We start from the raw sequence: 17997 nt of genomic DNA, 5'->3' as shown, positions 1-17997 counted from the left end.
TCGCAATGACAGAAAAAATCTTATGATTTTCCCCATCGTCTTCAAGATATCCTATTGCTCCATCCGCCATATTCAGCACAACATCAAATTCCTTATCAAATGTGATCGTGCGAATGTCCTGACAAATGAACTTTGCATTCAAATTTTCTTTTTTTGCCTGCTCGTTTGCATAATCTATGTACGCCGGTGTAATATCAATACCGGTAACATCATACCCACGTCTGGCAAACTCCAGTGAGTGCCGACCAAATCCACATGCAAGATCAAGTATTTTTTCCGTTCCTTTTAAATGTAACTGCTTGATTAGAAAATCTACTTGTCTGTTGGTGTCTTCTACCCATGACATATTCTGAATATCCAGCGTCCAATTTTTCTGATACTAGTCTTTTTCCATTGCTTTCATCTAGATTTACCTCCTGCTTTTCATCATTCAAAAATCTGTCCCAGAAGTTTTTTCTTCTCCATATACGGGAACTCTCTATCAAATACCTCTGCTTCCTTTTCATTTACCAGATACCCTGCCGGAGGTGCATACTCTCCTGTAATTCCATTAAGATATCCCGGTATCAGTTCTTTGCACAGAAAGAAAGATGTATCCTCGCCTTCCGGCAATCCATGATAGCGGATGCCAAACTCGCTTGCCTGTTTAAATCCGCTTTTTCCAGAGAATAATCCAGTAAAATCTTTCCATACCCCTTCCTTTTAAGCTCCGGTGCAATACAGATCGGTCCCATGGTCATAATCGGAATACTTCTGCCATCATCGGCTGCAATCACAGCCTTGCAAGTTATGGGATGCAGGAGAAAAGGGACTTACATTATCTGCTTTTGAATGGGAGAAGGATAGAAAAACGCTGATATATGGGCAGGTAGACTATATGTATGGAGAAGCACTTTATAAGCCTGAAATGAAAGAAGGAAATCCTATAAGGTTATATAGTTTGGATGAAATCACGGAGATATTCTGTAAATTAGGACTTCGTATTTGTAACAGCTTTGCTGATTTCAGTGGAAAGCCGAGTTCTGATAATGATATTCAATTGATGGTTTATTCCATACGGGAATAAATCTTCATCAAATCTTTATTTTTTTCTGTTAGGTTATATTTCAGTAAGAAATGAAATATAGAAGGAAGGATAGTAAAGATGGAAATGATGTTACAGACACAAAATCTATGTAAATATTTTAGAAAACAGAAAGCGGTAAATAATGTTTCACTTAATATCGAAAAGGGACAGATTTATGGACTGCTTGGACCGAATGGCGCTGGTAAATCTACCACATTGAAAATGCTGACCGGTATGATGAAACCAACTGCAGGAAAGATTTACTTTGATGGAAAACTTTTGGATAGGAAAGATTTATCAAAAATAGGAGCGTTAATTGAAAATCCGCCTATTTATGAAAATCTTTCCGCCAGAGAGAATTTGAAGGTAAGACAATTATTGCTTGGTACAGATGAAAACAGAATTGATGAGGTCTTGCAGATTGTATCACTTACAAACACCGGAAAGAAGAAAGCAGGACAGTTTTCTTTGGGGATGAAGCAAAGACTAGGCATTGCAATGGCATTGCTTGGAGAACCGGAACTTTTGATATTGGATGAACCTACGAATGGATTAGATCCAATAGGCATCGAGGAATTACGAGAGCTGATCCGGTCTTTTCCGGAACAGGGAATCACTGTAATTCTCTCCAGTCATATTCTCTCAGAGGTACAGTTACTTGCAGATAAAGTCGGGATTATTTCGGGTGGAATCTTAGGATACGAAGGAGCATTAAAGCAGGGAGATAATCTTGAAGATTTGTTTATGAATGTGGTAAGAAAAAACCAGAAAGCAGGTGAAATCCATGGTTAATATTATAAAAGCAGAACATCAAAAAGCCAAAAGAACCATGCGAAAAAAGTTTATCTGGGGATTTCCTCTTCTTACATTTGTCATGGCATTTATATTTACTCTTGGGATGACAAATGCTTATGCAGAAAGTGTTTGGAACTGGTGGTATACACTTTTGCTGCCGGGGATGATTGCTCTATTTTGTTATCTTTCTGTGGCGCAGGAGAAAAAGATAAAATACTATCATTTAATGACTATTCCCACAGGCAGAAGAAAATTGTTGCTGGGGAAAATTATTTATATTGGGTACATGATTTTGTTTTCTAATGTGATTGTGTTTGCAGGAGCAACGCTTGGAGGCTTTCTTCTAACGACACATGTTCCAGTTGGAGGAGCGTTGATTGCAGTATTGTTTCTGACGGTTTCTGAGTTATGGGAGATTCCGGTAGCTTTATTTTTAAGTGAACGATTTGGAATGATTGTAAACCTGTTCGTCTGCCTATTTATTACCGTCAGCGGTGTGGTAATATCACAAACCAGAATCTGGTATGTACTTGTTTCTGCAATCCCTATGCGAATGATGTGCCCGTTGCTTCATGTTTTACCAAATGGACTTGCCGCAGAAGCAGGGAATCCTCTTTTGGATACGGGAGTCATTGTTCCGGGAATGTGTCTCTCAATCATCTGGTTTGTTTTTGTAACGGTTCTGTTTTTGAAATGGTTTGAGAGAAGAGAGGTGAAATAAGATGATTGGAAGATCTCTTAATGCAGACTTGCGAAAGATGAAAGGAACATCTGTGATTCTGGCACACTTACTGATTCCGATTATAACCAGCGTTATATTTTTAATATATTACTTTTTTTCACCATGGAATGAAAATATGAAAGTGATTGCATTTTATCAGGCAATAGGAGCAGGACTTCCGGTACTTATTGGAATTTTTACAGCAAGTGTGATGGAACAGGAACAAAATGCAGGTGATTTTCAAAATCTGTTGTCTTTACCGGATAAACCTGCAGCATTTTTATCGAAACTGTTGATGCTACTGGTTTTGTGTCTGTGCTCTATCCTATTGACAGCAATCATATTCGGAATTGGATTTGGAAGAATCGCATCAAGCGATATCGAAATCATGAAAGGATGTATATTTGCAGCATTGCTGCTGTGGGGAAGCAGTGTTCCACTTTATCTGTGGCAGCTGATTCTGGCTTTTCAGTTTGGAAAAGGGGTATCCATTGGAGCAGGGATTATATCAGGACTAATTAGTGCATTGATGCTTACCGGACTTGGAGATTATGTGTGGAAATATGTATTTGTCTGCTGGACGGGTAGAGTACCATATACTTATCTGCAATCTGTATTGGGAGAAACTAGTGTAGGTGAATGGTTGTCATTCATACCAGGTTGCTTAATATTTACAGGGATTAGTATGGTATACTATTTTTGGTGGGTAAACCACTGGGAAGGAAACAGAATATCGGAATAGAATCGAGGGAAACTATGGCAAAAATACTGGCAGTTGATGATGAACCGGCAATTTTGGAAATGATAGAAAGCATTTTGAATAAGGATGGACATCTGGTTACCAAAGTAAGTGATCCACTAAAAATTAATATGGAAGAATTACATCGTTATGACCTGATTTTACTGGACATTATGATGCCTGGAATTGACGGCTTTGAATTATGCAAAAGAATCAGGGCACTTGTGGATTGTCCGATTTTGTTTCTTACCGCAAAAACGGAGGAAAAAAGTCTGGTGAACGGACTTTCGTTGGGAGCAGATGATTATATTTCAAAGCCATTTGGAGTGATGGAACTTCGGGCAAGGATTCATGCACATCTTAGAAGAGAGCACAGGGAACATTCTGTCCGGATGGTTTTGGGGAGGGTCTGTATTCAAATATCTCAAAAGAAACTATTGGTTGATGATAAGGAACTTCCTCTTACGAAAGCGGAGTACGAAATTTGTGAATTCCTGGCTAAAAACAGGGGACAGGTTTTCTCGAAAGAACAGATTTTAGAAGAGGTCTTTGGTTTTGACAGTGAGAGTAATGACAGTACCATTATCACGCATATCAAAAATATAAGAGCAAAATTTGCGGATTATGATTATACACCGATAAAAACAGTCTGGGGGATTGGATATAAATGGGAAGAGTAAAGAGAAGCAATGCACTCAGCTGGATTTTTATGAGATATGTACTGGTCATGCTTGGATCATTAGTAGGTTTGGTGATTGTTGCTTGGCTGCTGCTGTACCTTTTGATTAGTGTGGGCTGTATCTATCCGGCGAATTATGCAGAGCAAAAGATTAATGAAGCATATGATACGATTTTACGTGCGGATAAAGTAACTGCTGAGATGATTCCTGCACTTTGTGATTATGTAATCTTTTCAGAGAATGGAGAGAAAATAGGTGGAGATCTGTCAGAACAATACGAACAGATAGCATGGAATGTTGCAAAGTACGGAAACGCATCCGGGAAATATTTTTATAAAGTAATTGTAAGGGAAAATGAATATGTTGTATTGCAATATCGCCTGACGCCTCAATATCATTCAGCTTTTTTGAGGGAGCATTTTATAGGACCACAGAATGTGATGAGTATTATGTCAGTGATTGGAGCGGTAGCGATTATCATCATTCCGTCCATACGTTTTGGAAAAAGAATCAAAAAGCAGATGCAGCCTGTATTAGACGCAATCAGACAAATAAAGGATCAAAATCTGGAATATGAGACATCCTGTTCCGGTATCAAAGAGTTTGATGACTGTTTATCGGCAATCGATGATATGCGAGATGCATTGCGAGAATCTTTAGAAAAGCAGTGGAAAACAGAACAGGAAAAGAACCGGCAGATGTCCGCTTTGGCACATGATATTAAAACACCCCTTACCATTGTACGGGGAAATGCGGAGCTGCTTTCAGAAACGGAGCTGACACCGGAACAGAAAAATAATGTTACTTATGTCTTAAACGGAACAACTCAGATACAAAGTTATGTAAAACAGTTGATAGATGTCACAAAATCATGGAATTGCAGTGATGTTACCTATACAACGGTGAGGTTAGAAGATTTTTTCGCAGATATAAAGGAACAGGCACTTGGGCTGGCAGAAATCTGCCATCAGAAAATAAACTGGAAGGCACAGCAAAGTGATAAAAAGGTAACGATTGCTTATGATCCAATGTTCCGGGCCGTAATGAATATGATTCAGAATGCAGTGGAGCATACAAAAGAAAATGGAATCATTTATATTGACGCAAAGGAGCAGGATGGCCGGCTGACATTCATTGTGGAGGATAGCGGATCAGGATTTACAAAAGAAGCATTATTGCATGGCACAGAGCAGTTTTTTATGGATGACACAAGTAGAAATGGCGAAGCCCATTATGGGATGGGACTATTTTTTGCAAAAACTGTGGCTGAAAAATATGGTGGAGGTATTAAACTTTCAAATTCTGAAAATACAGGTGGGGCGAGGGTAGAAACATTTTTCCTGAGTAGTCAAGAAACAAGCTAAATAGACCGCAATTAAGCTATGTAAAAGAAATTTTACATGCTTTTATCTAATATGTAAAAGCCTTTTGATAGACATTACTACTACGTTTGCTGTAATCTCATGGAAGAAGGAGGCATACAGAATTATGATAGCTGATAAAATTAAAAATGCTCGTACTATTCTTTATTACATAACTATCATTATAGTTGGGATTATATGCACATATAAGAAGAGAATAATATAACTTTTGTTATGATATCAAATGATTTTTTCATTTAGCCGTGAACGAAAAAGGCGAATAATAAGGACAGCAACTGCGAGTTGCTTGTTTGAGATAATGCAGGGATATCAAATAAATGAAAAGCATGAAAAAAGTATTCGATTAAAAGAATAATGGGTGGCAGAGTCATTGAAGCAAATACAGATTTTATAGATAACCTATCTGCCGTCTGCCACCTGCCAGCGTATGAATGATAAATAAGATTGCGAACTGCTTGCAATTTGCAATCAAATGAAATATAATGAAGAAAAAAAGGAGGCGATATCTATGGCAAGAACAGCAAATGTATTTGCACGTGTTGAGCCTGAAGTGAAAGAACAGGCAGAGCAGGTGCTTGATCGACTTGGAATTCCAATGTCCAATGCAGTAGGAATGTTTCTGAGACAGATTGTACTCCAGAGAGGAATTCCTTTTGAGATGAAACTTCCAGCTTATGAGGAGCCTGTGGCATATGGCTCTCTGACAAAGAAACAGTTCAATGCAGAAATAGAAAAAGGCATGGAAGATATTAAGGCTGGCAGAGTGTATTCAGCAGATGAAGTTGAAGCAGAAATGAAACAGGAATTTGGTATATGAAATATAAAGTGATGTATACAGCAGGAGCAAAGAAAGATCTGCGAAATATTTTCAGATATATTTCAGAGGAACTGTTAGCTCCGGAGAATGCTGCAGGACAGGCAGAGCGGATTATGACCGCAATTCGGAAGCTGGATACTATGCCGAACAGAAACCGGCTCTATGAGGAAGAACCGTGGTACAGCAGAGGACTTCGATTCTTTCCGGTGGATAATTATCTGGTATTTTACAAAACAGATGATGAAACTGAAATAGTATATGTAGTGCGAATTATGTATGGTGGACGTGATATTCATAAACAGTTAAGCCAAACAGAAGACGTTTCAGTAAATTAAAACAGAATATGGAACAAAAACACGAGCAGTTAGTCTATGAAAAATAGGTTAGCTGCTTTTTTTATGCAAAAAGGGAGGTGCGGTGTATGGGATATGCACGTAAAGATGTAGAGAAAACAAAGAAAATAGCAAAGAAATTTGTGCGTTATCAAGAGGGTGCAGAGCTTTATAGCATTGGACTGACGAAATTGAATAATACGGAGTGAAAGCCGTTACTACGACTGGGCAGTTACAAGCCCGGATTACCGTACTCATGTAAGTTCCTCTCAGATTCCATGAAATGCCCGGTATTCCCGGTACATTTCAATCATATTTTTTTTTGCATTTTTCAAATAAGAAGTATCATCGCTGATTCGTCCAAGAAGAAAATATCCCTGATAGATAGAAAGCATGCGCTGAGAAAGAATTTTTGCATGATCTGGAGACAATCCGGAGCATAACAATACTTCCTGAAAAATCTGCTCAAATTTTTTCAGTCCTTCCATAAATACAGATGCAACTGCAGGCTTGCTAAGTGCTGTTTCCATGCCCATCACCGCATACGGGCAGCCTGCAAATGTTTGTCCATTTGTCCTTTCAGATAAAAAATCAAAGATTTCTTCAATAAAACTTTCCCAGTCATTTCCCTGAGAACTATTTTGAAATTGTTCCAGTAAGATTTTTTGATAGTATTCCGTTACCGCTGTTGCCAGGTCATCCTTGCTTTTGAAATAAAAATAAAAAGATCCTTTTGGAAGGTCTGTTTGTTTGAGAATTTCGCTGATTCCCGTAGCAGAATACCCATTTTTCCAAAATAATTCAGCAGCACACTCGATCAGGCGTTGTCTGGATTCTTCACCCTTTTTCAATTCGCATTTCCTCCTTCAGTCTGGAAAACAGATGTGTAAGTGCAAACATAAGCGTTTCATAATGCATGTAATCTAAAGTACTCCTATCTGCAAGAATTTGAAGACTTGCCGGGAACTCGTCATCAGCTTCCCAGAAACGGATGATAATCGGCAAAAAAGGAAAAAGATTTAATTTAAAAGAAACATCTCCTTTTTCCAGTTCCTTTCCGGAAAGTGATATACAGGCATTACGCAATGCAACGGTTTTTCCGTTAAAAAAGTCAGCGGTATTCTGAAAAAATCCTCTGTTCGGCGAGAGATTTCCTGTTCGGACAGAGGAAAGGCTGTTTATATTTACAAATTCATGTGACAGATGGCATCTATCCTTTGAATAACATAAAACATCATAAATAGTCATTGCTTCATTATGATTGGCTTCATGAACTATTTCAAAATCATTATCTGACCACTGAACACTTCCCGTTTTTCGGTCAATACGATAGGTACGGTTAATAAAAGTAATATATAACCAGTCAGAATTGTAATCTAATGAATATTTATGTATCATTGTAGCCTGATCATATTGCAGGAAAACATGTGCCATTGAAATTTTTGTTTTATCATAATTATTGATAGCTTTCGTCATATATTTCTCCAAGAATATTTTTGTTGTAGTTATTTACAAAATAGACTAGTGGTCTATAAAGTCAATACATTTTGCGTAACAAATAAAAATTAATGATCATGAAAAGTAAATGACTAAGACTTCCCATACCTTCTGATGGCAGATGACAGAATCCCGGCAGTCAACTACTGCAAAACAGTATATAACAGTTGACAACAGTACTACACTGTTATATACTGTTTACAACAGGAGGAAACATATGAAGATTATAATCAATAATACATCGATGGTACCAATTTATGAACAGATCATGGAGCAGATCAAGGCGCAGATCATTTCCGGAGAGTTAAAAGAAAATGATATATTGCCGTCCGTGAGAACAATGGCAAAGGAACTGAAGATCAGTGCACTTACTGTGAAGAAAGCATATGACAATCTGGAAGCAGAGGGCATGACAGTCACAGTTCATGGGAAAGGAACGTATGTAGCGGCTTCGAATACACAGCTGATGGAAGAAGAGCGCAGGAAAGAGGTTGAGGCGGATCTGGAAGCAGCAATTCAGAAGGGAAGGCGCTGCGGAATGAAGGAGGAAGAGATCCGTTCGTTGTTTGAACTTATCATGGAGGATGAATGATTATGTTGGAGATCAAAGGAGTAAAGAAAAGCTACGGTGAATTTCAGTTAGACTGTTCGTTAAATGTAGAAAAAGGAAGGATCATCGGTCTGGTTGGAGAGAACGGAGCCGGTAAGAGTACTTTGTTCAAGGCAGTGCTCGGACTCATTTCTTATGATGCCGGTGAGATAAAGATCCTGGGAAAAATACCGGAAGAGTTAAGTGAAAAAGAGAAAGAAGAGCTGGGAGTTGTCCTGGCAGAAGCCGGATTCAGTGGATACTTGAAAGGGAAAGATGTTGAGGCAGTCCTTGCCAAATTATATCCAAAGTTTGAAGCAGAAAAATTTCATCAGATGTGTGAAGAATATCAGATTCCGTTGGATAAATTTATAAAAGAGTACTCAACAGGAATGAAAGCAAAACTGAATCTGATCATTGCATTGACACATCAGGCAGAATTTCTGATGCTGGATGAGCCGACAGCAGGGCTTGATGTCGGAGCGAGGGAAAGGATGCTGGATATTTTAAGAGAGTATATGGAAGAAGAGCCGGAGAGAAGTATCCTGATCAGCTCACATATTTCTTCGGACCTAGAACATCTGTGTGATGACATTTATGTGATACATAAAGGAAAGATCATACTTCATGAAGAGATGGATACGATTCTTGAAAAATATGCAGTGTTGAAGGTCAGTGAGGAACAATATCAGGCAGTGGATAAAAGGTATCTTTTGAAAGAGAAAAAAGAGTTTTTTGGAGTTGCCTGTCTGACGAACGAGAAGCAGTATTATATAGAAAATTATCCGGAAATCGTAGTAGAGAGCGGATCACTCGATCAGGTGATCCTGATGTTGACAGGGGGCGAAAGATGATGAAAGGAATCAGAGGGCTTTTGGAAAAGGATTTTCGATTGTTTTTTCGGCAAGGTGGTAATCTTTTTTTTGTGTTAGTGTTTGTAGCATTGTTTTTTATACTTACGGGAAAAACGGGAGCTACTTTCATTGCAGTGTATATCCCATCTGTTCTGGCGATATATTCAGGTAATACGATCAGTTATGATGAAAATGGCCATGGCTACACATATTTATTTTCTTTACCCGTAAATAAAAAAATATATGTCAGAGAAAAATATATTTTTTCCTTTATCATGACAGCATGTGGATGGTGCATTGGAATGATCTGTGCAGGAATTATGGTACTCATAAATCCTGAAGAGGTGTTTGATCTGGAAATGTTGGCAATGGAGTTGATCACATTTTTTGTGTTTCAGGCAATTGCAGGAATTATGATCGCGATCAGGATAAGGTTCGAAGGAGAGAAAGGGCGAATTGTGCTGCCAATCGCAATTTTAATTATTTTTGCGATTTGTTATACAATTAGATCTTTTGTGAAGACTAACTTGGGATTAAAAGAAATTATTCTGCATATGATATGGGGAATAGGGGATTTTGAAATTGCGATTGCCCTTATTGTGCTAAGTCTGCTTATATGGTTTGCTTCGTATAAGTATAGTATGAGCGCTATGAAGAAGAAAGAGTTTTAAGATAGGCGTGGCAAAAATGATCCATTAAAAATAATGATTATAAAGATGTAATAGCTACCAAAAATATTATAAAACTTTGTGAAAAAATAGGATTGTGTTTCGTAAGAGTCCCCTGTAAAATAGCGGACAAGGATGAAAAGAAAAGGAGACACTTATGGGAACCAATGAAAAAGATATGACTGCCGGATCTCCCGGAAAACTGATCATAACTTTTGCCATACCAATGATGCTTGGAAATATTTTTCAGCAGTTTTATACAATGGCAGACACCATGATTGTCGGACAAGTGGTAGGAGTTGAAGCACTGGCGGCAGTAGGCGCCGGAGATTGGCTGGTATGGCTGGTGTTGGGGATCATGACAGGTATCACACAGGGTTTTTCTATTCTTGTATCTCAGTATTATGGAGCAAGGGAAAAGGAAAATCTGAAATGTGCAGTAGCGAAAAGCTATATCATGACAGCATTACTGTCTGTGGTCGTACTCGCAGTAAGTGAAGGTACAGTTTATTATGTTCTTTTATTTTTACAGACACCTGATAATGTCATTGATCTGACAATGCTATATTTGCGGCTGATCTTTGCAGGAATCCCGATCATAGCTGCTTATAATATATTTGCAGCGATCCTTCGGGCACTTGGAAACAGCAGATCTCCGTTGATCGCAATGACAGTGGCAGCAGTGATCAATGTGGGACTGGATCTGTTATTTGTGGCGGTTTTTGGCTGGGGTATAGCCGGAGCAGCAGTGGCAACCGTTATCGCACAGGGATTTTCAGCCTTGTACTGTTTGATCGTATTACGTAAAATCCCGGATATCCGCCTGGAAAAGAAGGACTTTTACAGGCAGCCCTCTATGAGTTTGCGGCTTTTGGAACTGGCGGTTCCTCTTGCGGTACAGAATGTGATCATCTCCGTGGGAGGACTTGTGGTACAGTATGTGATCAATGGATTTGGTTTTCTGTTTGTGGCGGGATTTACGGCATCGAACAAGCTGTATGGGGTTTTGGAGATGGCTGCCGTTTCATATGGATATGCTATTACAACCTATGTAGGCCAGAATCTTGGTGCAAAGAAATACCAGAGGATTCGAAAAGGCGTGCGCAGCGGCACTTATATGGCAGTGCTCACTTCGGCTTTCATTTCCGGCATGATGGTACTGTTTGGACGTAATGTACTGTCCCTGTTTGTATCCGGTGAACCGGATCAGACCCGACAGGTATTGGATATAGCATATAAGTATTTGTTTATTATGGCTGTCTTTTTGTGGGTGCTGTATCTGCTGTATGTGTATCGTTCCGCTATCCAGGGCCTGGGTAATACTTTGATTCCGCTTGCCAGCGGCATTGCAGAATTTATAATGCGTGTCAGTGTTGCGCTGCTGCTGCCAAAACTGATCGGCGAAGATGGGATATACTATGCAGAGATCTGTGCATGGAGCAGCGCAGCTGTTTTATTATTCGTAAGTTATATGATCATTATACGGAAATATAAAGAAGTCACCGTTCATACATAATGTTATTTACTTAAGGGATCTATAATAATACAGGCAGAAAATATCCGGGTTTCACTATGAAATGTTCAGATATTTTATATTTGACAAAAAACTATTTATATAAAAAGAAAAGTATGATATTATGATACTTATTCATTGCAACTATGAAAATTGAATAGTCAGAATGGTGTACAAAGTACTTAATAAGGAATCTGGTGAAATGCCAGAACAGCCACCGCTACTGTGACAGGGACGAAAACCAAAATATCACTGGAGAGATCCGGGAAGATGGTAAGTAGGAAGAACTGGAGTCAGGAGACTTGCCTTTTTGACAGAAGAATTCTGATTCGGATGGGATACAGAAGGAATAAGCTCTGCCTGAGGTAGAGGTTTGTTTTTTGTGCTGATATGATGCTGGATCATATCAGCTTTTTTTATTTTAACCGAATAAACAGATGAAAAATGAGGAGAAATGAAAATGGGAAAAGTAATTGCAAAGCGTTTTATATTTATGATTCCGGTAGTGCTGGCGGTTACATTTATTATTTTCATGCTGAGTTTTATATCGGCAGGTGATGCGGCTAGAGCTCTGGCGGAGAAAAAATACGAGCATCCGTCACCGGAGCAGATAGAAGAAGTACGGCATGAGGAAGGACTGGATCAGCCGGTGCTGGTACAATACGGGAAATGGCTGGAGCAAGCACTTCATGGCGATTTTGGAAAATCATATTCTACAAGAAAACCGGCTTTTGAAGAATTAAAAAGATATTTTCCACAGACATTTAAACTGGCAGTTACTTCGTTTTTATTGTTGATGATCGTATCAGTCCCTCTCGGGATTTTGTCGGCAATTTATGAAAACAGAGTTCTGGATAAAGTCATTCGCATTTTGTCGTCCCTCAGTGTATCTATGCCGTCTTTCTGGATCGGTCTGATGCTGCTCTATATATTTGGAGTAAAGCTAAAAGTGATTTCCGTGATCGGAGGAGATGCCGGAGGCATCCCGATTCTTGCGGCATTTGCCATGGATATCAGTTTCTTTGGAATTATGACGAGATTGATCCGTACCAATATGATACAGGTGCTGAAGCAGGATTACATACGTGCCAGCAGAGCTAAGGGATTGTCATCTGTAAATGTAATTTTGCGTCATGGTCTGAAAAATATTCTGATTCCTGTGCTTACACGTCTGGTATCAATTGTGATCGGTTTTTTCTGTGGCTCAGCTGTGATAGAAAGTATTTTTTCAATTCAGGGAATCGGAAATCTGGCATTGAAATCCGTGATCTCAAAAGACACTCCGGTGCTGCAATGCTTTATCTTTATTCTGGCTGTGGGCATTGTAGTATTAAATTTTCTTGTGGATATCGCCTATTCTGCGATTGACCGGCGAATTCAGTTAAAGTAAAGGAGAAGTCATAGAATGGGAAGCAGAAGAAAGCAGAAAACAGAAAAAAGCATGATCCAGAATCTGTACTGGAAACAGGTATTCCAGTCACCGAAAACAAAAATAGGATTGATGGTGGTCATAATTTTTGCATTGGCAGCTATTTTTGCACCTGTACTGGCGCCGCATGATCCACTGCTTGTGAATGTTTCGATAAAATTAAAGAATCCGTCGGCGGCATATCCTTTAGGTACTGATCAGCTGGGACGATGTATTTTATCAAGACTTCTCTGGGGCAGCCGGTATTCACTGAGCTATAGCTTTGCGGTGCTTCTGATCACCGTATGTGTCGGGGTGCCGATCGGACTGTTTGCCGGATATGTAGGTGGAAAAATCGATTCCATAATTATGAGGATCATTGATGTATTTATGGCTATGCCGGTCTTTATTGTGGCACTTGCCATTGCAGGAACCGTAGGAGCCAGCGGCGCTCATCTGATTCTGTCCTTATCGGTCGTATCCTGGGCAGAATATGCAAGGCTTGCCCGGGCATTGACACTTCAGGAAAAAAATAAAAATTATATGACCGCACTAAAAGCCGGCGGCTGCGGCCACGCAAGGATCATATTCCGGCATGTATTGAGAAATATCCTGCCATCTGTGATCGCACTGGCAACAATGGAAATCGGTTCGATCATTCTGTCAATTGCCGGTTTTTCCTTTATCGGCCTTGGAGTGCAGGCACCGACACCGGAATGGGGGATCATGCTCAGTGACAGTAAAAGTTATATCCAGACTTATCCAAGACTGATGTTTTATCCTGGCATACTGATCATGATCATTGTTCTGGCATTTAATTATCTGGGGGAGGGAATACAGAATGGAACAGCCCAAAAATGATGTTCTAAAGGTAAAAAGATTACATGTGGAGTTTCAGACCTCTCACGGAATGGTTCATGCAGTAAAAGATGTCAGCCTGGAAGTAAAGCGCGGAAGGATCCATGCTCTGGTGGGAGAAAGCGGAAGCGGCAAGTCAGTTACCTCTCTGACGATCATGAATCTGCTTGCAGGAAATGGAAAGGTGATATCCGGAGATGTGACACTGAACGAAAAGAGTCTTCTGAAGTTATCAGAAAAAGAAAAGCGACAGTTATACGGAGACAGGATCGGAATGATCTTTCAGGATCCGACCGCTGCTCTTGATCCGCTCTTTACAGTTGAACAACTGCTTCTGGAAGGACTGAGAAAACATCGCAGAATGAGCAAAAAACAGGCAAGGGAAGCAGCGTTGGAAAGTCTGCGGATGATGAATCTGCGTGATCCGGAAGAACTGATGAAGAAAAAACCTTACGAACTGTCTGGTGGTATGTGCCAACGTGTTATGATCGCCATTGCCATGTCCATGAAACCGGATTATCTGATCGCAGATGAGCCGACGACAGCCTTGGATGTAACCGTACAGAAGCAGATCCTGGAAGAAATCTATCAGCTATCCAGGAAAGAAAATCTGGGCGTGTTATTTATTACGCATGATCTGGGTGTGGTGGCAGAGATCGCAGATGATGTTTCAATCATGAAAGACGGCGAAATAGTGGAAAACGGAACCGTCGAAGAGATCTTTTATCATCCGCAGCATTCATATACAAAAAAACTGCTGGATGCAGTTTTATAGGGGAAAAGTATGAGTACGTTGTTAAAGACAGAACATTTAAAAAAATATTATGGTAAGAAAAAAATTGTGAAGGCAGTGGATGATGTAAGTCTGGAAATCCATGCAGGATCATCCATGGCTCTGATCGGTGAAAGTGGAAGTGGTAAAACTACATTCGGAAAGCTGATCGCCGGCCTGGAGAAACCTACAGATGGAAAATTCTGGTTTCAGGGACAGGAAATGCAGGATTTGTCTGAAAAGCAGTTTCGTCCATATCGCAAGAATCTTCAGATGGTCTTTCAAAGCAGCAGCGGGGTATTTGATCCCGGTTATACCATTGGAGAAAATATTTTGGAAATTTTGAAATTACATGAAAAACTGCAAGAGGGTGAGTATGAAGAGCGAGTAAAGGAGGCTTTGATCCAGACGGGGCTTGATCCGGATATCCGCAACCGTTATGTTGGACAGATTTCAGGAGGTCAGTGTCAGAGAGCTAATATTGCGAGAGCATTGGTATTAAGACCGGAGCTTGTGATCTGTGATGAACCGGTATCCAGTCTGGATTATTCCATACGAAAGCAGATCCTGCATCTGTTAAATGAGCTGCAGGAAAAATATGAGATGACCTATTTACTGATCACTCACGATCTGTCCAACGTTCCATATCTCTGCAAAGAGGTGGCTATTATGTATCAGGGACGCGTGGTCGAGTTTATCGATCATACGGACAGCTTAAAGGAGACTGCCGTACATCCTTATACAAAAGATCTGTTTGATTCTATTCCGGTAAAAGAACCGAAAATGCGAAGAATCGGATCGCAGGAAAAGAAAATATTTTCAGATACCATTCCGGAACAGGGCTGCCCATATCAGAACCGGTGCAGAAGATGTACAAATATATGCAGAGAGCATATACCGGAATTGACAGAAATTGAAACAGGACATTTTGCGGCATGTCATATGCTGTAAAATATAAAACAAACAAAGGAGAGGAAGAAATGAAGAAAAGACGTGTAGCAAAATTGATAGCATTGAGCATGGTGGCGGCAACTTTACTGACAGGTGTCAATGTACAGGCAAAAGAGGAAAAAGTAGTTACGGCAATGACATCCATTGATCTGACTCCTGAACTTTGTGACCCTATAAAAAGTGGTCCGGACTTTCGTCTTTATGAAATGATCTATGATCCACTGGTGCGTTATGGAGAAAATGGAGAAATTAAACCGGCATTGGCAGAATCCTGGGATATCAGCAAAGATGGCACAACCTATACGTTTCATTTAAGAAAAGATGTGAAATTCTCAGACGGTACAGTGTTTAATGCAGACAATGTGATGTGGAATTATAACAGATGGGTGAAACAGGATGTGACCGGTAACTTTTCAGCCAAACTGGAAAATGTTACAAAGGTAGATGATTATACTGTAGAATTTAAGTTCGCAGAACCATGCTATACACTGCTGATCGAATTCAGCTATCCAAGACCATTCCGTTTCACCTGTGAAAGTGCACTGGATGAAGACGGAGAATTTTGTCAGGAAGTGGGTACCGGAATGTGGATGATCGACAGTTATGAAAGCGGTCAGGAGGTTGTCCTGGTACCAAATCCTAATTATTACGGTGAGAAACCAAATATTGATAAAGTAGTTCTGAAACAGGTGGTAGACGGTGATGCCAGAGTGATGGCACTTCAGAGTGGAGAGGCAGATCTGAATCTTCAGGATATTCCACCCGAAAGCTTCAGTATTATCCAGGCAGATAAAAATTTATCGACAGAACAGCAGGTTTCCACACTTTCTTACTATCTGATCGAAAATTATGATACACCGGCGCTTCAGGATGTAAACGTACGTCAGGCACTGAATTATGCAACAAATAAAGAAAGCATTGTAAATGATCTGCTGGATGGTTACGGCAATCCTGCAACCGGACTTATGTCTCCGACAGTTCCTTATGTAACAGAAGAAAACAGCAAGGGCTATCCATATGATCCGGATAAAGCAAAGGAACTGTTAAAGGAAGCAGGATATGAGGATACAGATGGAGATGGTATTGTAGAAAAAGACGGAGAACCACTGAGCCTCAGACTGGTATTCCAGACTGAAGAATATGCTTCATGGAAATCTCTTTGTGAATTCCTGAAATCTGAATATGAGAAGGTTGGTGTAGGTATTGAACTGGTAGAAAAAGAATCCGCAGCTTACTATGATGAGATCTGGAACACCAGAGATTACGATCTGTGTATTTACCGCAGCTATGAAGATTCCTGGATGCCTCATGGATTCCTGAAATCAATGTTCTATGCGGAAGATGGAGCAAAGGCAGTAAACTGGTACGATGAGGAGCTGAACAAAGATCTCGGAGAAGTATTAAAGACACAGGATGAAGAAAAGCGGACGGAATTATACGATAAGATCCTCACACGTATCAATGATCAGGCAGTAACAGTACCGCTGTATTATCCGAACCGTGATTATATCTATAACAATACCAGACTGACCAATGTAGAGCTTGCACCGACTGCCTATGAAGGCATTAACTGGGCAACACTGGATGTAGTGGAGTAAAAAAATGTTTGAAAAGATCGAGAATAAATGGACAGAAGATTCCGGTGATTATGATGATATGATCCAAAAACAATTGAGTAACAAAAGAACGGTATCTTACTGGACAAAAGAATTGAAAAGACTTCTTGGACCTGAGCCCCTTCGTATTTTAGAAGTGGGCTGCGGCCCGGGTTTTATGAGCATCATAGCAGCGCGTCTGGGACATGATGTAAAAGCGATTGATGGTTCATCAGGAATGGTAGAAAAAGCCAGAAGGAATATGCGGCAGTATCATCAGCAGGTGGAAATCTGTGAGGAAGATGGTGTAACTTTGCCATTGGAACAGGAACAAAGCTATGATGTGATACTTTCCAGAGATGCGGTGTGGACATTATATGATCCGGAAAAAGCTTTCAGACGCTGGAAGGCTGTATTAAAACCAGGTGGAAGGATCATTTATTTTGATGGGGACTATCGGACCATCGAACCCACATTAAAAAATAAGATCTATATGAAAATTGCTGATTTTCTTATTTATGTTACAGAAAGAAAAATATATCGATCTGACGTGAAGGAAAACAGCGGAATTTATGAAAAGCTGCCATTTACATCGCAGAAGCGTCCGGAAGCGGACTTTCAGATATTAAAGAAGGTACGCTTTGCCAGGATCCAGATCAGAGAGAACCGCTGGCTGAACAGACCATGGACGATGGATTTCTGGAAATACGGATATCAGGGAAAAAAATTTATTGTAGTAGCCACAAAGAAGGAGAAGTGA

General features: G+C 40.0%; 23 protein-coding genes, 1 pseudogene and 1 riboswitch. Of the genes and pseudogenes, 19 read left to right on the top strand and 5 right to left on the bottom strand.

What is annotated here, in order from left to right:
- Positions 1 to 16: 16 nt before the first annotated feature.
- From V9W66_RS08645 to V9W66_RS08635, 3 genes and pseudogenes are all read right to left on the bottom strand, one after another.
- Positions 17 to 346 (bottom strand): annotated as a pseudogene (locus V9W66_RS08645) (class I SAM-dependent methyltransferase); the annotation flags it as partial.
- Complete coding sequence (locus V9W66_RS08640; protein ID WP_186290057.1) at positions 264 to 506, bottom strand: hypothetical protein; 243 nt, start codon at positions 504 to 506, stop codon at positions 264 to 266. The gene V9W66_RS08640 and the pseudogene V9W66_RS08645, both read right to left, overlap by 83 nt.
- The gene (locus V9W66_RS08635) at positions 427 to 612 is read right to left on the bottom strand and encodes a hypothetical protein (protein WP_186290056.1); all 186 of its coding nucleotides are present in this window, start codon (positions 610 to 612) and stop codon (positions 427 to 429) included. The genes V9W66_RS08640 and V9W66_RS08635 overlap by 80 nt, the downstream gene beginning before the upstream one ends.
- A gap of 265 nt (positions 613 to 877) precedes the next feature.
- On the opposite strand from V9W66_RS08635, the gene V9W66_RS08630 reads away from it, so the two are divergent.
- The 9 genes from V9W66_RS08630 (at position 878) to V9W66_RS08590 (ending at position 6741) form a co-directional block, all read left to right on the top strand.
- Positions 878 to 1066: a hypothetical protein gene (locus tag V9W66_RS08630; RefSeq protein ID WP_005330841.1), complete on the top strand. Its 189-nt coding sequence runs from the start codon at positions 878 to 880 to the stop codon at positions 1064 to 1066.
- A 78-nt stretch (positions 1067 to 1144) separates the two neighbouring features.
- On the top strand, positions 1145 to 1858 hold the full coding sequence (locus V9W66_RS08625; protein WP_005609481.1) for a lantibiotic protection ABC transporter ATP-binding protein: 714 nt from the start codon (positions 1145 to 1147) through the stop codon (positions 1856 to 1858).
- Positions 1851 to 2582 (top strand): lantibiotic immunity ABC transporter MutE/EpiE family permease subunit, encoded by a 732-nt coding sequence (locus V9W66_RS08620; RefSeq protein WP_144094024.1) that lies wholly within the window; start codon positions 1851 to 1853, stop codon positions 2580 to 2582. The genes V9W66_RS08625 and V9W66_RS08620 overlap by 8 nt, the downstream gene beginning before the upstream one ends.
- 1 nt (position 2583) lies before the next feature.
- Complete coding sequence (locus V9W66_RS08615; protein ID WP_005330844.1) at positions 2584 to 3324, top strand: lantibiotic immunity ABC transporter MutG family permease subunit; 741 nt, start codon at positions 2584 to 2586, stop codon at positions 3322 to 3324.
- Between the two features lie 14 nt (positions 3325 to 3338).
- Positions 3339 to 4001 (top strand): response regulator transcription factor, encoded by a 663-nt coding sequence (locus V9W66_RS08610; RefSeq protein ID WP_144094023.1) that lies wholly within the window; start codon positions 3339 to 3341, stop codon positions 3999 to 4001.
- Positions 3989 to 5365, top strand: coding sequence for a sensor histidine kinase (locus tag V9W66_RS08605; protein WP_144094022.1), 1377 nt, complete (start codon positions 3989 to 3991; stop codon positions 5363 to 5365). The genes V9W66_RS08610 and V9W66_RS08605 overlap by 13 nt, the downstream gene beginning before the upstream one ends.
- 526 nt (positions 5366 to 5891) lie before the next feature.
- Positions 5892 to 6200 (top strand): type II toxin-antitoxin system RelB/DinJ family antitoxin, encoded by a 309-nt coding sequence (locus tag V9W66_RS08600; RefSeq protein WP_144094021.1) that lies wholly within the window; start codon positions 5892 to 5894, stop codon positions 6198 to 6200.
- On the top strand, positions 6197 to 6535 hold the full coding sequence (locus tag V9W66_RS08595) for a type II toxin-antitoxin system RelE/ParE family toxin (protein WP_144094020.1): 339 nt from the start codon (positions 6197 to 6199) through the stop codon (positions 6533 to 6535). Before V9W66_RS08600 ends, V9W66_RS08595 begins: the two co-directional genes overlap by 4 nt.
- Positions 6536 to 6621: 86 nt before the next feature.
- Complete coding sequence (locus V9W66_RS08590; protein WP_226844454.1) at positions 6622 to 6741, top strand: DUF6462 family protein; 120 nt, start codon at positions 6622 to 6624, stop codon at positions 6739 to 6741.
- A 60-nt stretch (positions 6742 to 6801) separates the two neighbouring features.
- Here V9W66_RS08590 and V9W66_RS08585 read toward each other — a convergent pair whose 3' ends face one another.
- A complete protein-coding gene (locus V9W66_RS08585) occupies positions 6802 to 7383 on the bottom strand; it encodes a TetR/AcrR family transcriptional regulator (protein WP_144094019.1) in 582 nt (193 codons plus the stop codon).
- Positions 7370 to 8008 (bottom strand): DUF3786 domain-containing protein, encoded by a 639-nt coding sequence (locus V9W66_RS08580; RefSeq protein WP_144094018.1) that lies wholly within the window; start codon positions 8006 to 8008, stop codon positions 7370 to 7372. Before V9W66_RS08580 ends, V9W66_RS08585 begins: the two co-directional genes overlap by 14 nt.
- A 238-nt stretch (positions 8009 to 8246) precedes the next feature.
- Here V9W66_RS08580 and V9W66_RS08575 point away from each other — a divergent pair, with 238 nt between their 5' ends.
- The 10 genes from V9W66_RS08575 (at position 8247) to V9W66_RS08530 (ending at position 17997) form a co-directional block, all read left to right on the top strand.
- Positions 8247 to 8621 carry a GntR family transcriptional regulator gene (locus V9W66_RS08575; protein WP_015526677.1) on the top strand — a complete coding sequence of 125 codons (375 nt, stop codon included), beginning with the start codon at positions 8247 to 8249 and terminating at the stop codon, positions 8619 to 8621.
- 2 nt (positions 8622 to 8623) lie between these two features.
- Entirely contained in the window at positions 8624 to 9472 is an 849-nt protein-coding gene (locus V9W66_RS08570) for an ATP-binding cassette domain-containing protein (protein ID WP_144094017.1), read from the top strand.
- A complete protein-coding gene (locus V9W66_RS08565) occupies positions 9469 to 10143 on the top strand; it encodes an ABC-2 transporter permease (protein ID WP_144094016.1) in 675 nt (224 codons plus the stop codon). Before V9W66_RS08570 ends, V9W66_RS08565 begins: the two co-directional genes overlap by 4 nt.
- 154 nt (positions 10144 to 10297) lie before the next feature.
- A complete protein-coding gene (locus V9W66_RS08560) occupies positions 10298 to 11656 on the top strand; it encodes an MATE family efflux transporter (RefSeq protein ID WP_144094015.1) in 1359 nt (452 codons plus the stop codon).
- Between the two features lie 147 nt (positions 11657 to 11803).
- Positions 11804 to 11977, top strand: a riboswitch (cobalamin riboswitch).
- 136 nt (positions 11978 to 12113) lie between these two features.
- The gene (locus V9W66_RS08555) at positions 12114 to 13043 is read left to right on the top strand and encodes an ABC transporter permease (protein WP_144094014.1); all 930 of its coding nucleotides are present in this window, start codon (positions 12114 to 12116) and stop codon (positions 13041 to 13043) included.
- Between the two features lie 15 nt (positions 13044 to 13058).
- Positions 13059 to 13922, top strand: coding sequence for a nickel transporter permease (nikC, locus tag V9W66_RS08550; protein WP_243121697.1), 864 nt, complete (start codon positions 13059 to 13061; stop codon positions 13920 to 13922).
- On the top strand, positions 13903 to 14694 hold the full coding sequence (locus tag V9W66_RS08545) for an ABC transporter ATP-binding protein (RefSeq protein WP_144094013.1): 792 nt from the start codon (positions 13903 to 13905) through the stop codon (positions 14692 to 14694). The genes nikC and V9W66_RS08545 overlap by 20 nt, the downstream gene beginning before the upstream one ends.
- Before the next feature lie 9 nt (positions 14695 to 14703).
- On the top strand, positions 14704 to 15642 hold the full coding sequence (locus V9W66_RS08540; protein WP_059086421.1) for an oligopeptide/dipeptide ABC transporter ATP-binding protein: 939 nt from the start codon (positions 14704 to 14706) through the stop codon (positions 15640 to 15642).
- Positions 15643 to 15671: 29 nt separating this feature from the next.
- Complete coding sequence (locus V9W66_RS08535; RefSeq protein WP_243121696.1) at positions 15672 to 17240, top strand: nickel ABC transporter substrate-binding protein; 1569 nt, start codon at positions 15672 to 15674, stop codon at positions 17238 to 17240.
- Positions 17241 to 17244: 4 nt separating this feature from the next.
- A complete protein-coding gene (locus V9W66_RS08530) occupies positions 17245 to 17997 on the top strand; it encodes a class I SAM-dependent methyltransferase (protein ID WP_144094011.1) in 753 nt (250 codons plus the stop codon).

It is taken from the genome of Blautia massiliensis (ex Durand et al. 2017) (genome assembly GCF_051861785.1).
Classification (GTDB): domain Bacteria; phylum Bacillota; class Clostridia; order Lachnospirales; family Lachnospiraceae; genus Blautia_A; species Blautia_A luti_A.
This window is presented reverse-complemented; position numbering and strand designations above follow the sequence as displayed.

What these genes read in the sequence shown, in the direction of transcription:
- V9W66_RS08590 (WP_226844454.1), top strand. Translation starts at nt 6,622, where the DNA reads ATGGGATATGCACGTAAAGATGTAGAGAAAACAAAGAAAATAGCAAAG.
- V9W66_RS08630 (WP_005330841.1), top strand. Translation starts at nt 878, where the DNA reads ATGTATGGAGAAGCACTTTATAAGCCTGAAATGAAAGAAGGAAATCCT.
- V9W66_RS08620 (WP_144094024.1), top strand. Translation starts at nt 1,851, where the DNA reads ATGGTTAATATTATAAAAGCAGAACATCAAAAAGCCAAAAGAACCATG.
- V9W66_RS08530 (WP_144094011.1), top strand. Translation starts at nt 17,245, where the DNA reads ATGTTTGAAAAGATCGAGAATAAATGGACAGAAGATTCCGGTGATTAT.
- V9W66_RS08625 (WP_005609481.1), top strand. Translation starts at nt 1,145, where the DNA reads ATGGAAATGATGTTACAGACACAAAATCTATGTAAATATTTTAGAAAA.
- V9W66_RS08535 (WP_243121696.1), top strand. Translation starts at nt 15,672, where the DNA reads ATGAAGAAAAGACGTGTAGCAAAATTGATAGCATTGAGCATGGTGGCG.
- V9W66_RS08565 (WP_144094016.1), top strand. Translation starts at nt 9,469, where the DNA reads ATGATGAAAGGAATCAGAGGGCTTTTGGAAAAGGATTTTCGATTGTTT.
- V9W66_RS08605 (WP_144094022.1), top strand. Translation starts at nt 3,989, where the DNA reads ATGGGAAGAGTAAAGAGAAGCAATGCACTCAGCTGGATTTTTATGAGA.
- V9W66_RS08575 (WP_015526677.1), top strand. Translation starts at nt 8,247, where the DNA reads ATGAAGATTATAATCAATAATACATCGATGGTACCAATTTATGAACAG.
- V9W66_RS08555 (WP_144094014.1), top strand. Translation starts at nt 12,114, where the DNA reads ATGGGAAAAGTAATTGCAAAGCGTTTTATATTTATGATTCCGGTAGTG.
- V9W66_RS08615 (WP_005330844.1), top strand. Translation starts at nt 2,584, where the DNA reads ATGATTGGAAGATCTCTTAATGCAGACTTGCGAAAGATGAAAGGAACA.
- nikC (WP_243121697.1), top strand. Translation starts at nt 13,059, where the DNA reads ATGGGAAGCAGAAGAAAGCAGAAAACAGAAAAAAGCATGATCCAGAAT.
- V9W66_RS08570 (WP_144094017.1), top strand. Translation starts at nt 8,624, where the DNA reads ATGTTGGAGATCAAAGGAGTAAAGAAAAGCTACGGTGAATTTCAGTTA.
- V9W66_RS08600 (WP_144094021.1), top strand. Translation starts at nt 5,892, where the DNA reads ATGGCAAGAACAGCAAATGTATTTGCACGTGTTGAGCCTGAAGTGAAA.
- V9W66_RS08580 (WP_144094018.1), bottom strand. Translation starts at nt 8,008, where the DNA reads ATGACGAAAGCTATCAATAATTATGATAAAACAAAAATTTCAATGGCA.
- V9W66_RS08640 (WP_186290057.1), bottom strand. Translation starts at nt 506, where the DNA reads ATGAAAAGGAAGCAGAGGTATTTGATAGAGAGTTCCCGTATATGGAGA.
- V9W66_RS08545 (WP_144094013.1), top strand. Translation starts at nt 13,903, where the DNA reads ATGGAACAGCCCAAAAATGATGTTCTAAAGGTAAAAAGATTACATGTG.
- V9W66_RS08610 (WP_144094023.1), top strand. Translation starts at nt 3,339, where the DNA reads ATGGCAAAAATACTGGCAGTTGATGATGAACCGGCAATTTTGGAAATG.
- V9W66_RS08595 (WP_144094020.1), top strand. Translation starts at nt 6,197, where the DNA reads ATGAAATATAAAGTGATGTATACAGCAGGAGCAAAGAAAGATCTGCGA.
- V9W66_RS08560 (WP_144094015.1), top strand. Translation starts at nt 10,298, where the DNA reads ATGGGAACCAATGAAAAAGATATGACTGCCGGATCTCCCGGAAAACTG.
- V9W66_RS08540 (WP_059086421.1), top strand. Translation starts at nt 14,704, where the DNA reads ATGAGTACGTTGTTAAAGACAGAACATTTAAAAAAATATTATGGTAAG.